This is a genomic window from Neisseria sp. HMSC075C10 (genome assembly GCF_001815615.1).
Taxonomy (GTDB): Bacteria; Pseudomonadota; Gammaproteobacteria; order Burkholderiales; family Neisseriaceae; genus Neisseria; species Neisseria subflava_A.
Genome location: NZ_KV821266.1, coordinates 168967 through 182046 on the forward strand (window position 1 = coordinate 168967; position 13080 = coordinate 182046).

Annotated in this window: 15 protein-coding genes; 10 read left to right on the top strand and 5 right to left on the bottom strand. The window is 50.9% G+C overall.

The window, feature by feature from the left end; translation table 11 throughout:
* The first annotated feature begins 10 nt into the window (after positions 1-10).
* Positions 11-763: a CPBP family glutamic-type intramembrane protease gene (locus HMPREF3047_RS08305; RefSeq protein ID WP_070583579.1), complete on the top strand. Its 753-nt coding sequence runs from the start codon at positions 11-13 to the stop codon at positions 761-763.
* Positions 764-836: 73 nt separating this feature from the next.
* Here HMPREF3047_RS08305 and HMPREF3047_RS08310 read toward each other — a convergent pair whose 3' ends face one another.
* Positions 837-1184: a cupin domain-containing protein gene (locus HMPREF3047_RS08310; RefSeq protein ID WP_070583580.1), complete on the bottom strand. Its 348-nt coding sequence runs from the start codon at positions 1182-1184 to the stop codon at positions 837-839.
* 173 nt (positions 1185-1357) lie between these two features.
* On the opposite strand from HMPREF3047_RS08310, the gene HMPREF3047_RS08315 reads away from it, so the two are divergent.
* The gene (locus HMPREF3047_RS08315) at positions 1358-2248 is read left to right on the top strand and encodes a DMT family transporter (protein WP_070713294.1); all 891 of its coding nucleotides are present in this window, start codon (positions 1358-1360) and stop codon (positions 2246-2248) included.
* An 18-nt stretch (positions 2249-2266) separates the two neighbouring features.
* Positions 2267-2623, top strand: a complete 357-nt coding sequence (locus HMPREF3047_RS08320; RefSeq protein ID WP_003745709.1) for a SpoIIAA family protein — start codon at positions 2267-2269, stop codon at positions 2621-2623.
* A 157-nt stretch (positions 2624-2780) separates the two neighbouring features.
* Here the strand turns inward: HMPREF3047_RS08320 and argS are convergent, their stop codons facing one another.
* Positions 2781-4499, bottom strand: a complete 1719-nt coding sequence (gene argS, locus HMPREF3047_RS08325) for an arginine--tRNA ligase (RefSeq protein ID WP_070713296.1) — start codon at positions 4497-4499, stop codon at positions 2781-2783.
* Between the two features lie 153 nt (positions 4500-4652).
* On the opposite strand from argS, the gene HMPREF3047_RS08330 reads away from it, so the two are divergent.
* Positions 4653-5189 (top strand): isochorismatase family protein, encoded by a 537-nt coding sequence (locus HMPREF3047_RS08330; RefSeq protein WP_070713298.1) that lies wholly within the window; start codon positions 4653-4655, stop codon positions 5187-5189.
* Between the two features lie 13 nt (positions 5190-5202).
* Positions 5203-5703: a GNAT family N-acetyltransferase gene (locus HMPREF3047_RS08335; protein WP_070713300.1), complete on the top strand. Its 501-nt coding sequence runs from the start codon at positions 5203-5205 to the stop codon at positions 5701-5703.
* Between the two features lie 57 nt (positions 5704-5760).
* Here HMPREF3047_RS08335 and tehB read toward each other — a convergent pair whose 3' ends face one another.
* Both tehB and HMPREF3047_RS08345 read right to left on the bottom strand, forming a co-directional pair.
* On the bottom strand, positions 5761-6630 hold the full coding sequence (gene tehB, locus HMPREF3047_RS08340) for an SAM-dependent methyltransferase TehB (protein ID WP_070713303.1): 870 nt from the start codon (positions 6628-6630) through the stop codon (positions 5761-5763).
* Between the two features lie 12 nt (positions 6631-6642).
* Positions 6643-7032: a PH domain-containing protein gene (locus HMPREF3047_RS08345; protein ID WP_003678731.1), complete on the bottom strand. Its 390-nt coding sequence runs from the start codon at positions 7030-7032 to the stop codon at positions 6643-6645.
* 141 nt (positions 7033-7173) lie between these two features.
* Between HMPREF3047_RS08345 and rnhA the strand changes: the two genes are divergently transcribed.
* The 3 genes from rnhA to HMPREF3047_RS08360 all read left to right on the top strand — a co-directional run bounded on the left by rnhA (position 7174) and on the right by HMPREF3047_RS08360 (position 9599).
* Positions 7174-7611: a ribonuclease HI gene (gene rnhA / locus HMPREF3047_RS08350; RefSeq protein ID WP_036473212.1), complete on the top strand. Its 438-nt coding sequence runs from the start codon at positions 7174-7176 to the stop codon at positions 7609-7611.
* Positions 7612-7933: 322 nt separating this feature from the next.
* The gene (locus HMPREF3047_RS08355) at positions 7934-8332 is read left to right on the top strand and encodes an HIT family protein (RefSeq protein WP_070645494.1); all 399 of its coding nucleotides are present in this window, start codon (positions 7934-7936) and stop codon (positions 8330-8332) included.
* 73 nt (positions 8333-8405) lie between these two features.
* Positions 8406-9599 carry an LD-carboxypeptidase gene (locus HMPREF3047_RS08360; RefSeq protein ID WP_070713308.1) on the top strand — a complete coding sequence of 398 codons (1194 nt, stop codon included), beginning with the start codon at positions 8406-8408 and terminating at the stop codon, positions 9597-9599.
* A gap of 62 nt (positions 9600-9661) precedes the next feature.
* Here HMPREF3047_RS08360 and serC read toward each other — a convergent pair whose 3' ends face one another.
* Complete coding sequence (serC, locus tag HMPREF3047_RS08365; RefSeq protein ID WP_070713312.1) at positions 9662-10768, bottom strand: phosphoserine transaminase; 1107 nt, start codon at positions 10766-10768, stop codon at positions 9662-9664.
* A 344-nt stretch (positions 10769-11112) separates the two neighbouring features.
* Between serC and rimP the strand changes: the two genes are divergently transcribed.
* Positions 11113-11544 carry a ribosome maturation factor RimP gene (rimP, locus tag HMPREF3047_RS08370; protein WP_003685973.1) on the top strand — a complete coding sequence of 144 codons (432 nt, stop codon included), beginning with the start codon at positions 11113-11115 and terminating at the stop codon, positions 11542-11544.
* Between the two features lie 27 nt (positions 11545-11571).
* Entirely contained in the window at positions 11572-13077 is a 1506-nt protein-coding gene (gene nusA, locus HMPREF3047_RS08375; RefSeq protein WP_070713315.1) for a transcription termination factor NusA, read from the top strand.
* The last annotated feature ends 3 nt before the right edge of the window (positions 13078-13080 follow it).

Genomic DNA, 13080 nt, shown 5'->3' on the forward strand with positions numbered 1-13080 from the left:
GAGGAGAATTATGAGCATGCTCGCCGCTATCCGCCCTAAAGAGCCTTTGCGCCATCTGCGCTGGTTTGACATGCTGATTGTTACCGCCATCCTGTTCGGTCAATTTGCCTACCGTTCTACCCAACTTTATATCGCCAGCCTGATGCCGCAAGTGGAAACAGCTGCTGCTACCGAAGAAGTGCGCGATACTGCGGTAACCGGCGTGGCTTATTCGGAAAACATGAGCCTGCAGTTGACGCTGCTTGCTATTGCTCTGATTTACCTCATTATTCGCCGTTTCGACTTCAAACAATTGCCGATTCGCTTTAATTTAGGCGTATTGTTTTGGACGCCTGTGATTTTTATCCTGATGGGTCTGACCGCCGATGCGGTGACTTCGTTAAGCGGCGGCTACAATTACTTTACCACTGAAATATTCCAATACATCAAACCATTATCCATCTTCGACAAATTCGCCGCCCTTGCGCCGATGGCCATCCTCTACGGCCTTTTAAACGGCTTTTACGAAGAATTCTGTTTCCTCGGCCTTTTAACCTGCGTGGAAGACAAATACAAATGGCAAGCATTGGCCTATTCGACCTTGGTTCGCGTCTCCTTCCATACTTACCAAGGCATGCTTTGGGCGACCGTTATCGGCGTTGTTTTCGGCTTGATGTACTACTTCTTCTACAAATACAAAGTCAAAAACCTGCTGCCGTTTTTCCTGATTCACGCCTTGGCAGATATCTTCGGCTCCGGCTTCATCTATTTGATTTGCGCTTAATGGCAACGGTTGTATGAATAAACAAGGCCGTCTGAAACATCATTTTTCAGACGGCCTTTTATTATCTATCGGTTTACTTAATCAAAGTAATTGCCACATCAGCATCTTCGGTTGCAACTGCCTCAATCACTGCATCGCCGCCAAACCGCAAAATCGAGCCTGCGCCGACCGTATGTTTTTCAGTCTGATTCAGCGTCACGTCAAAGCTTCCTTTTCCAACGGCAAAAATCAACGTTTTAAAACCCGGATGATCGTGCGGCTTAATCTGCTCCCCTTTCTTCATGTCTTTCTTAACGACCATGTAATTTTCGCCGCTGAAAATCTTACCGTTTTCGGAAGAAACCTCCCCCAAAGGCGCGGCAGAAACGGCAACGGAAAACAAAGCGGACAGCAATACGGCAGAAATATTGGATACTTTCATGGCAAGCCTTTCTTAAAAACAGAACCCCCATTCTATAAAAACCCACTTCATTGTTCAATAATAATTCTCATTTTCTAATAAAAGGCCGTTGAAGCCCAACGATATTTTTCAGACGGCCTGATTGACCTGTATAATATTTTCTTATTAATAAAATCGCTTTACATACCCATCAAATGGAAACCATCAGAAAAGATCCGCTCGGCTCGGCATGGGTGGTTATTGCCGCGCTCGGCTTTACCGTCATGAACCTCTCCGTCAAAGCCGCCTCTACACATTTCGGCTTTTCCAGCGGCGAGCTGGTCTTTTGGCGCATGCTGGTCTCCACCCTGTTCTTAGGCATCATGGCCAAAGCGCAAGGCAACACATTTTCCACGCCGCATTGGAAAACCCATCTCAACCGCAGCGTCATCGGCACGCTTGCCATGATGTGCACGCTTTATTCCGTCATACATCTGCCGCTGGCAACAGGCGTCACGCTCAACTACACGTCCTCCATCTGGCTTGCCATTTTTTCATTTTTCATTTTAAAAGAACGAATTACACTTTATACCCAAGCCATTTTGGTTATGGGCTTTATCGGCGTTATCCTGTTGCTCAACCCATCTTTTCAAGGCGGACAAGAATTTGCCGCACTGGTCAGTTTGGCAGGCGGCGCCATGTCAGGCTGGGCGTATTTGCAAGTGCGCGAACTCTCGCTTTTGGGCGAACCGGGCTGGCGCGTGGTGTTTTATCTGTCGCTTACCGGCCTGATTATGTCCGCCATTTGGAGCTGCTTTACCGGCTGGCATCCGCTGACCGCGTCTTCCCTGCCCTATCTGGCCGGCATCGGCATCTCCGCCATGATTGCACAATTGGCCATGACCCGCGCCTATAAGGTCGGGAAGAAATTTACCGTTGCCTCGCTTTCCTACCTAACCGTCGTTTTCTCCGCCCTATCCGGCGTACTGCTTTTCGGCGATAAAATCACTTGGCAGGAAGCCGCCGGCATGGTTATCATTGTTGCAGGCGGCGTGTTCAGCAGTTTTACTCCGGCCTCAATCAAAAAATTTCTGATGAAGCAATAATTTAACAAGGAGAACACCATGATTTCCATCCGCGAACAATCTTACGGCTTAAACGTAGCGCTGTACAACGAGTTCACTTTGGACGATTTCCGCCAATTGGAAGAAGCCTTGTTGGCCGCAAAACAAAAAATCCATCTGCCCGACATCCTGTTGGATTTGTCCATGCTAAAAGACTTCACCATCGATATGGCGGTCGAGCAAATCAAATTCCTCAACCAACACGAAACCGACTTCGGCCGCGTTGCCGTCATTACCGACGACATCTGGATCAAACTCGGCGCGCGCCTTTCCAGTCTCCTGACCAACCAACACCCAAAATATTTCAGCGATGCTACCGAAGCGCAGGCTTGGTTGTTGGCAAGCAATTTGAAATAAAGACAAGGCCGTCTGAACGCATTACCTGAGCAAATTCAAAACCGCTTAGGCTCAAAATCAACGGTATCACAATATTTTTTAAAGCATCAAAAAGGCCGTCTGAAACCTTGCAACCTGCAAGGTTTCAGACGGCCTTTCATCGTTTTTATTCAAAAACTTACATAACACTCAATACATCAATACCCAACAACTCCAAGCCTTGTTTCAGCGTGTCGCCGGTCAGCTTCGCCAGTTGCAGGCGGCTGTTGCGGGTTGCACCTTCTGATTTCAAAATCGGGCAGGCTTCGTAGAAGCGGCTGAACAGAGTGGCGATTTGATAGAGGTAGGCGGCGAGGTAGTGCGGATAAGCGGTATCTGCCACGCTTTGCAGTACGTCTTCAAATTTCAACAGCTCTGCGGCCAGTTGTTTTTCCAAAGGTTCGGTCAAAACGGTTGGCGCAGTTGCGTCCCATTCGCCGGCTTTGCGGAATACGCTTTGTACGCGTGTGTAGGCGTATTGCAGGTAGGGGGCGGTATTGCCTTCAAACGAAAGCATGGCGTCCCAGTCGAACACATAATCGCTGGTGCGGTTTTTGCTCAAGTCGGCGTATTTGACTGCACCGATGCCGACGGTTTTACCAATTTTACCTGCTTCGTCTGTGCCCAATTCAGGGTTTTTCTCTTTCACCAAAGCGGTGGCGCGTTCAACGGCTTCGGTCAGCAGGTCAACCAGTTTTACGGTGTCGCCGCTGCGCGTTTTGAACGGTTTACCGTCTTTGCCCATCATGGTGCCGAAGCCGATAAACTCGGCTTTTACATCTTCCGGCAGATAGCCTGCTTTGCGGGAAGTGGTAAAGAGTTGCTCAAAGTGCAGGGCTTGGCGGTGGTCGACGACGTACAGCAAGCGGTCTGCATGAAGCGTGCCGACACGGTAGCGCAAACATGCCAAGTCGGTGGAAGCATAAAGGAAGCCGCCGCCTTGTTTTTGCACGATAAATGCGGCAGGTTCGCCTTCTTTGTTTTTGAACTCGTCCAAGAACACGACTTTTGCGCCGTCGTCTTCGACTGCCAAACCTTTTTCGACCAAATCATCTACCACAGGCTGCAAATCGTCGTTGTATTTAGATTCGCCTGCCACGTCTTCAGGACGCAGTTTCAAGCCCAGCGTGTCGTAAACGGCTTGGGCGTGCGAGAGTGAAATATCGACAAACTGTTTCCACAACGCCAAAACGGTTTCATCGCCGCCTTGCAGCTTCACAACGTATTCGCGCGCGGTATCGGCAAAGGCTGGATCTTCGTCAAAGCGCACTTTGGCGGCGCGGTAAAATTGCTCCAAATCCGCCAGCTCGAACGCGGCATTGTCTTTTTGCTGCTCAACCAAATAAGCGACCAACATGCCGAACTGCGTACCCCAGTCGCCAACGTGGTTTTGGCGGATGACGGTGTTGCCCATAAATTCCAACACGCGTGAAATGCTGTCGCCGATGATGCTGGAACGCAGATGACCGACGTGCATTTCTTTGGCAAGATTAGGCGAAGAATAGTCGATAACGACGGTTTGCGGTTTATCGGTTTTCGCTACGCCGAAGCGCGCGTCGCTCAAGGCCGTCTGAATGTTTTGGGCGAGGAATTCAGGGCGCAGGCGCAGGTTGATGAAACCCGGACCGGCTACTTCCGCGCTTTCAATCACGGCGTTGTCGGCCAATGCTTCAGCCACTTTTTGCGCCAACTCGCGCGGATTTTGTTTGGCTTTTTTCGCCGCACCCATTACGCCGTTGATTTGGAAATCGCCGAAGTCGGGATTTTTCGCTGCCTGCAATACGACGGGGCTGTCGGACAAACCGGCAGCGGCAAAGGCTGCTTGGGCTTCACGTTCGACGGTTTGGTATAAATTCATGTTGTCGGTCTCTATCAATTCAAATCAGGCGGTATTTTAAAAGAATTTCGGGCTTTAAAACAGGGCAAGCTGCAATACTTTTCCAGCGGCTTGTTATATGATTGCATTCTGATTCAACGATTTTGCTGTAAAGGCCGTCTGAAAGGAAAAGCCATGAACCCGAAAAATACGCTTTGTCTGATTGTCGATATTCAAGAACGCCTGCTGCCCGCCCTCTCCGGCGCGGACGAAATGGTTGAACACTGCCGCCTGCTGATTCAAGGTTTGACGGCTTTGGACGTACCCTTTGCCGTAACCGAACAATATCCGAAAGGTTTGGGCAACACTGTGTCCGCCGTATCACTGCTGTTGCCAGAAGGTACGCCTGTTGTCGAGAAAACCCGATTCTCAGCGTTTTTACCCGAAATTCAGGAAATCTTACGCAAAAACGACATTAAACACATTATTTTGGTGGGTGCGGAAGCGCATATCTGTATGCTTCAGACGGCCTTGGATTTGAAGGCGCAAGGTTACGCCGTATCCCTGCCTTTCGAATGCACCGCCTCACGCACAACAGCCAACCGCGACAATGGTTTGGCGCAAATGAGCCGTCAGAGCATTATCATTTCCAATGTCGAAAGTATTTTGTTCCAACTGCTCAGCGATGCCAAACATCCGGCCTTTAAGACTATCTCCAAACTGATTCAATAACAGGCCATCTGAAATGCAATACACCATCCGCCCTGCCCTGCGCCAAGACTTGCCCGCCATCGTCGATATCTACAACAGCACTGTGGCCACGCGCCAATCCACGGCCGATTTGTCGCCGACCACGGTTGCCGAACGCGAAATATGGTTTGCCGCACACACGGACAAACGCCCGATCTACGCCCTTTACGATGCCGACGGCACCGTATTGGCCTGGGGCAGTTTCAGTGACTACCATCCGCGCTACGCCTACCACATCAGCGCGGAAGTCAGCATTTATGTCCGCCACGATATACGCGGCGCAGGCGTGGGCAAAATCCTGTTGCGGCATATGCTCGAACGCGCGCCGTCCTTAGACATCCGCAACGTCATCGCGCTTGTGTTCGGCCACAACTATCCGAGCCTGAACCTGTTTCACCGTTTCGGTTTTGAAGAATGGGGTCGGCTGCCGCAAGTCTGCGATTTGGACACCATGTTGGCAGACGTGGTGATTTTGGGTAAAAGAATTGTGGATTGATGACGAAAAAGGCCGTCTGAAAACTAAATTCAGACGGCCTTTTTTACAGCAAAACCTTTATTCCGGTTTCTTCGCCAGCATGGTAACGAATTTAAACTGAATCGGATTGCCGAATTCGTCTTTCGCGTGCATCGAACCCAGCTCTTCCTTGTATTCCACCAATTCCCAATCCTTATAATATTCGCGCAGCTCGCCCTCTCCAAACTTGAACGGGAACGGCATCGGGCAAGAGAAATCTTCCGTATCCATCGCAGACACGATCAGGTTGTAGCCACCGGGGTTGGTGTGTTCCTTCATATTGGCAATCACGTCAGGAACGTAACGCGGCATCAGGAACATAAACACCACGGTCGCCACCATATAATCGAAGTTTTCCTGAATATTGGCGGCGTTGAGGTCGTATTCAAACGCGCGGACATTCAGTTCTTCGATACGCGCCAGCTCTTCCACGTTTTGAACCGCATGGGGATTATTATCGACAGCGGTAACGTCAAAACCTTTCAAACCCAAATACAGCGCATTGCGCCCCTGACCGCAGCCCATATCCAAAACCTTGCCGACGGGCACGATGCCTTCGGCGGCACGGACGGCCGAATGTGTCGCGCTCATGCCGTATTTCTTATTAAAATAGTCCGCCGCCTCGCAGTAAAACGACAGTTGGATTTCCGTATCTTGCGTTTGCGGCGCGATAAAGTGCCATGCTTGCGGATGGATAATCCAATCGCCGCTCTCAGGCGTCAGCTCGTGCGTGGCCGTAATATTGCCCGCCTCGTCCACTTCGTTGAAGTTCAGACGGCCTTGGAGGACATTGAGGCAGCCCCAAGTACCGGCGGCAGTATTGTGTTTGGACAACAAGGCTTCGGGAATCTCGTCCGCCGTCCATACCGGCATCTGTTTGTAACAAAACAATTCTTGCTGTTCGCTCATCATATTTCCTTTCTATTTTGACGGTTTCAACACGGCTTCTGCCAAGGCTTTCTGAATGGCAATCACGCTCTTGTCGCTTTTAAACTGCAAGGTTTCAGTCGGCGCTTCGCCGGAAGAAACCCAAATCTTCAGCTCGGCATCCAAATCGAAATGGCCCGAGGTTTCCACCGAAAAGCGCGATACGGAACGATACGGAATCGAACGGTAAGACACTTTCTTGCCGGTCAAACCCTGTTTGTCCACCAACACCAGCCGATATTCGGTAAACACAATCAAATCGCGCACCAGGCTGAATGCCATTTTTACCTGTTCGCCATCAATCAGGATATTCGCCAAATCGCGTTCCACCGCATCGGCGTCTTTTTGCGAAGCATTGCCCAAAAGGCCGCTGAACAATCCCATATCTGCCTGCTTTCTATACGAGTGATAAGTGCAGGGTATTTTACACGCGCAAACCGTATTTGCCGATATTTCAGACGGCATTTGCCGATATTTCAGACGGCCTTATGTTATGATACCGCCTTATTCGACAAAGACATGCCCATGGATAAACCCGTTTACCTCTACACAGACGGCGCATGCAAAGGCAACCCCGGCGCAGGCGGCTGGGGGGTATTTATGCGCTACGGCACACACGAAAAAGAACTGTTCGGCGGCGAAGCCGAAACCACCAACAACCGCATGGAGCTGACCGCCGTCATCGAAGGCCTGAAATCCTTAAAACGCCGCTGCCAAGTCGTCATCTGCACCGACTCGCAATACGTCAAAAACGGCATGGAAAGCTGGATACACGGTTGGAAAAAAAACGGCTGGAAAACCGCCGCCAAAAAACCGGTCAAAAACGATGATTTATGGAAAGAACTGGATAGTCTGGTTCAACAACACGATGTCCGCTGGACATGGGTAAAAGGCCACGCCGGACACCCTGAAAACGAAAAAGCCGACGAACTTGCCAATCAGGGGGCGGCAAAATTTGCATAACACTTCGTCCATGACTGTACTCAAACATCTCAAACCATTCTTTTGGATTGCTATCATTGCATTGATTTGTGTGACGCCAAAAGCACTTAATGTTCGCCTATTCGCCGTTTCATGATGTCAATGATTTTTTTAGCTTTGGCTTGTGTGATCACGTTAAGAGTGCCGAAAAATGTGCCGACTGAATCACGCCCGCCTATTTATTGTGGTGGTTTATACCTGAACCGTGGCTTTTCGCATTCATATCTCTGAGTGCCATTTACCTCGTTCTAAAAATCCTGATTGAAATCATCCGATTCCTATTCAGACTGAGAAAGAAAAAACCATGACCTGCCCCATCTGCACTGCCGACAACGAAGACATTTTGCTGCAAACGCTAAACCTGCGCGTTATCGCCGTCCACAACGAAGCCGGCGCACCCGCATTCTGCCGCGTTATTTGGAATAACCATGTTTCCGAGATGACCGACCTTTCCTCTGCCGAACGCAACGAAATCATGGAAATGGTGTATCAGGTTGAAGCCGCAATGCGCCAAGTCTTCCACCCGGCCAAAATCAATTTGGCCAGCCTCGGCAATGTTGTGCCCCACCTGCATTGGCACGTCATCGCCCGCTTTGAAAACGATGCCAACTTCCCCGCGCCGATTTGGGCTGCGCCCGTCCGCGAACACGGCATGACCTTGCCCGAAAATTGGCCGCAACAAATCAAAAACTTAATCGCTTAAACTTTCAGACGGCCTGTAAGGTCCGACACGCCAAGTTCAGGCCGTCTGAACATATAACGAAAGGAAAACCTCAATGAACTCCACCACGCGCCGCCATTTCCTGCGTACCTGCTCTGCCGCGGCAGGCGCAGGGTTGTTGCAAGCCTGCGGCACAGGCACAACCACCACGCCGCAAACCAAAACCACTTCTACCACCGCGAAAGCCAAAACCGTGCAACCTAAGCAACCCCATCCGCCACGTTCCGGCGACAACCTTCTGCGCGTTGTTGCGCCGTCAGGCTTCGCCGAAGATCCCAACCGCGTAACCACCGGCCTGACCCGCCTCTACAATGCAGGCTTTACCGTGACCAACCAACAGGCAGGCAGCCGCCGTTACCAACGCTTTGCCGGCAGCGATGCCCAACGCGCCGCCGACTTTCAAGAAGTTGCCAGCGGCCGTATCGAAACGCCTAAAGTCTTGATGGGCCTGCGCGGCGGCTACGGCGCGGCACGCATCCTGCCGCAAATTGACTTTGCCTCACTCGGCGCCAGAATGCGCGAACGCGGCACATTATTCTTCGGTTTCAGCGACGTGTGCGCCGTCCAACTCGCCCTGTTAGCCAAAGGCAATATGATGAGCTTTGCAGGCCCGATGGTGTACAGCGAATTCGGCAAAGCAGACCCCAGCGTATTTACCATGGATTCGTTCATCCGCGGCACGACCAACAACGTCAACATTGTTGATGTTCCGACCATCCAACGCGCCGATGTCAACGTCGAAGGCACATTGTGGGGCGGCAACCTCAGCGTTCTCGCCTCCCTTGCCGGTACGCCTTACATGCCCGATATTCAAGGCGGCATCCTCTTTATCGAAGACGTCAGCGAGCAACCCTACCGCATCGAGCGCATGCTCAATACGCTTTATCTGTCAGGTGTTTTGCAAAAACAACGCGCCATCATCTTCGGCGATTTCCGCATGGGCACCATCCGCGACGTGTACGACTCCAGCTACGATTTCTCCGCCGTCGTCAACCACATTTCGCGCACCGCCAAGATCCCTGTGTTGACCGGCTTCCCATTCGGCCACATCACCAACAAAACCACTTTCCCTTTGGGCGCGCATGCCAAAGTCCGCAGTACCGGCAACGGCGGTTATTCCGTAACCTTCAGCGGCTACCCTACGCTGAACCCGTCCGCACTGACACTCGACAGCCTGCTGCCGCCTCCTGTTCCGACTTACGACAGCACCATCTACCGCGACAGCATTACTGAAGAAGTCACCGAATAAGGCTTGTTCAAATCAAAAGGCCGTCTGAAACCCAGTTTCAGACGGCCTTTTTATCTTAAGTCTTAACCATAACGTCGTTGGAAATCTTTCATAAAGTCGGCCAACGCGTTCACACCTTCAAGCGGCATCGCATTGTAAATGCTGGCACGCATACCACCGACGGTTTTATAACCCTTGAGCAGGCACAAGCCCTGCAACTCGGCTTCCAACACAAAGCGGCGGTCCAAGTCTTCGCTTGCGGTTTTGAAGACCACATTCATCTTGGAGCGCGCATCAGGATGAATATCGTTGATGTAAAAACCGCCGCTGCCATCTATCGTCTCATACAAGGTTTGCGCCTTTATTCGATTGACCGCTTCAATTTTTTTCACACCGCCCTGCGTTTGCAGCCAGCGGAACACCAAGCCCGACATATAAATCGCATAAGTGGAAGGCGTGTTGTACATACCGTCGCGGTTGATATGCGAACGGTAGTTGAACACATCGGGAATATCGTTTGGACAACGCTCCAGCAAATCCTCGCGGATAATGACCACGGTCGCACCGGCAGGGCCGATATTTTTTTGTGCGCCTGCATAAATCAAGCCGTAATCGGATACATTAAACTCACGCGACAAAATCTCGCTCGACATATCGCACACCAGCGGCGGCAGGCCGTCTGAAAGTTTGGGGACGTTTTGATACTGCAAGCCGTTTACGGTTTCATTAATCGCAAAATGAACAAACGCAGAATTCGGGTTGACATCCCAATCCTCAACCGCAGGCAGGTTTTTATAGGCATATTGTTCGCCGCCATGCGCGGCCAAACGGATTTCGGCATTACTCAAACGGCTCATCTGCTCATAGGCAATACGGCTCCAGTTGCCCGTTACCACCGCGTCAGCAGTCGCAAAACCGTACGCCAAATTCATGGCCGCCATATTGAATTGCGTGGTCGCACCGCCCTGTAAAAACAGGATTTTATAGTTGGACGGAATATTCAAAAGCTGGCGCAAGTCTTGTTCGGCATGATGCAGAATACTCAAAAACATATCCGAACGGTGGCTCATCGCCATCACGGGGAATCCCGTACCGTTGTAGTCGAGCATTTCCTGTTGCGCGGTACGCAATACCGCTTCCGGCAATACGGCAGGACCTGCGGAAAAATTGTAAATCGGGTGTGCGGACATTGCAGCCTTCTTTCTTATTCGGTGGGTATAAAGAAATTGTAGAACCGCCTTGCACATTGTGCAAGCACGAAAAATCCGGAAATACAAGGCCGCCTGAAAATAAAGAAATACCAATTATTTGTTTTTCAAAAAAAATTTCAAAAACACTACATCAAAACTTGTCAACAATTTCCTTTTCAGACGGCCTCAACCCTATCCTTTACATTTAAGCAATCACTTCAAAAAATCCACGCCAAATCAACACTTTTCTTTTATCTTGAAAACAGTTATAATAGGCCAATTTTTCAAATCACACGAAAAATGGCCGCGCGGCCATTTTTTTGTTTATGTACTTCTGGAGAAGCATGGATATTCAAAGCATTCTTGATAAAACCCTGCCCGGCTTGGGCTACGAGCTGGTCGATTTCGAACTGACCGCACAAGGCGATTTGCGCGTTTTCATCGATAAAGAAGGCGGCATCACCGTCGAAGACTGCGCCACTGTCAGCAACCATCTGAGCCGCGTGTTTATGGTTGAAGACATCGACTACAAACGTTTGGAAATCTCCAGCCCTGGCCTTGACCGTCCGCTGAAAAAAGCCGCCGACTTCGTACGCTTTGCCGGCCAGAACGCCAAAATCAAAACACGCCTGCCGATTGATGGTCAGAAAAACTTCATCGGCCGCATCGAATCTTGCGAAAACGACATCGTTACCGTCTCTTTCGACGGCAAAACTGCCCAAATCGAATTGAGCAACATCGATAAAGCCCGTTTGCGCCCCGAATTTAAATTTTAAAAACCGATTACTTGGAGATTCTAGAAAATGAGTCGCGAAATGTTACAGCTGGCCGAAGCGCTGGCAAGTGAAAAAAACGTTGAAACGGAAGTCGTATTCAAAGCCCTTGAATTCGCTCTCTCTACTGCTGCCAAGAAAAAAGCCGACCGCGAGCACATGGACGTGCGCGTCGAAATCGACCGCGATACCGGCGAATACCAAACCTTCCGCCGCTGGCTGATTGTTGCCGATGAAGACTACACCTACCCCGACGTAGAAAAAACCATCGAGGAAATCCAAGAAGAAATTCCCGGCACAACCATCCAAATCGGCGAATACTACGAAGAGCAGCTGCCAAACGAAGGCTTCGGCCGCCAAGCCGCGCAAACTGCCAAACAAATCATCCTGCAACGCATCCGTGATGCGGAGCGCGAGCAAAACCTGAACGAGTTCCTCGCCTCTAAAGAAGACATCGTTTCCGGTACAGTAAAACGTGTCGAGCGCCACGGCATCATCGTTGAAGTCGTCGCGGGCAAACTTGACGCCCTGATTCCGCGCGAAGAAATGATTCCGCGTGAAAACTTCCGCAGCGGCGACCGCATCCGCGCCCTCTTCCTGCGCGTGGACGAAATCGGCAATACCGGCCGCAAACAAGTTATTTTGAGCCGTACCAGCGGCGACTTCTTGGCCAAACTCTACGCCAACGAAGTGCCTGAAATTGCAGACGGCCTGTTGGAAATCCGCGAAGTAGCACGCGACCCAGGTCAACGCGCCAAAGTTGCCGTTAAAGCCAACGACCAACGCATCGACCCGCAGGGTACTTGTATCGGCGTGCGCGGTTCCCGTGTTAACGCCGTGAGCAACGAATTGTCCGGCGAACGCATCGACATCGTATTGTGGTCTCCTGAGCCTGCCCAATTCGTGATGAATGCGCTGTCTCCTGCCGAAGTGAGCCGTATCGTGATTGATGAAGACAAACACGCGGTTGACGTGATCGTTGACGAAAACCAACTGGCACTGGCTATCGGCCGCGGCGGTCAAAACGTCCGCCTGGCTTCCATCCTGACAGGCTGGCAGCTGAACATCATGACCGTTGAAGAAGCCGACGAGCGCAATGCCGCCGAAGATGCCGTTATCCGCAACCTCTTCACCACCCACTTGAACATCGACGACGAAACCGCCGATATCTTGGTGGAAGAAGGCTTTGCCACATTGGAAGAAGTTGCTTACGTTCCAGCGGCAGAATTGCTCTCGATTGACGGCTTTGACGAAGAAATCGTTGAAACCCTGCGCAACCGCGCACGCGACGCGATCCTGACCATTACCATCGCCGCAGAAGAAAAACTGGGTGAAGTGTCTGAAGACATGCGCAATCTGGACGGCGTAGATTCCGATATGTTGCGCAAACTGGCCGAAGCCGGCGTTACCCAACGCGATGATCTGGCCGAGTTGTCTGTTGACGAATTGGTCGAAATTACCGGTATTGACGAAGAAGAAGCCAAAAAAGTGATTTTGGCTGCACGCGAACACTGGTTTACTGAAGAAAATAACTAAGGG

Bases quoted from the DNA above. Each gene is read 5' to 3' on its own strand.
- HMPREF3047_RS08305 (WP_070583579.1), top strand. From the start codon at position 11: ATGAGCATGCTCGCCGCTATCCGCCCTAAAGAGCCTTTGCGCCATCTG.
- HMPREF3047_RS08310 (WP_070583580.1), bottom strand. From the start codon at position 1,184: ATGAAAGTATCCAATATTTCTGCCGTATTGCTGTCCGCTTTGTTTTCC.
- HMPREF3047_RS08315 (WP_070713294.1), top strand. From the start codon at position 1,358: ATGGAAACCATCAGAAAAGATCCGCTCGGCTCGGCATGGGTGGTTATT.
- HMPREF3047_RS08320 (WP_003745709.1), top strand. From the start codon at position 2,267: ATGATTTCCATCCGCGAACAATCTTACGGCTTAAACGTAGCGCTGTAC.
- argS (WP_070713296.1), bottom strand. From the start codon at position 4,499: ATGAATTTATACCAAACCGTCGAACGTGAAGCCCAAGCAGCCTTTGCC.
- HMPREF3047_RS08330 (WP_070713298.1), top strand. From the start codon at position 4,653: ATGAACCCGAAAAATACGCTTTGTCTGATTGTCGATATTCAAGAACGC.
- HMPREF3047_RS08335 (WP_070713300.1), top strand. From the start codon at position 5,203: ATGCAATACACCATCCGCCCTGCCCTGCGCCAAGACTTGCCCGCCATC.
- tehB (WP_070713303.1), bottom strand. From the start codon at position 6,630: ATGAGCGAACAGCAAGAATTGTTTTGTTACAAACAGATGCCGGTATGG.
- HMPREF3047_RS08345 (WP_003678731.1), bottom strand. From the start codon at position 7,032: ATGGGATTGTTCAGCGGCCTTTTGGGCAATGCTTCGCAAAAAGACGCC.
- rnhA (WP_036473212.1), top strand. From the start codon at position 7,174: ATGGATAAACCCGTTTACCTCTACACAGACGGCGCATGCAAAGGCAAC.
- HMPREF3047_RS08355 (WP_070645494.1), top strand. From the start codon at position 7,934: ATGACCTGCCCCATCTGCACTGCCGACAACGAAGACATTTTGCTGCAA.
- HMPREF3047_RS08360 (WP_070713308.1), top strand. From the start codon at position 8,406: ATGAACTCCACCACGCGCCGCCATTTCCTGCGTACCTGCTCTGCCGCG.
- serC (WP_070713312.1), bottom strand. From the start codon at position 10,768: ATGTCCGCACACCCGATTTACAATTTTTCCGCAGGTCCTGCCGTATTG.
- rimP (WP_003685973.1), top strand. From the start codon at position 11,113: ATGGATATTCAAAGCATTCTTGATAAAACCCTGCCCGGCTTGGGCTAC.
- nusA (WP_070713315.1), top strand. From the start codon at position 11,572: ATGAGTCGCGAAATGTTACAGCTGGCCGAAGCGCTGGCAAGTGAAAAA.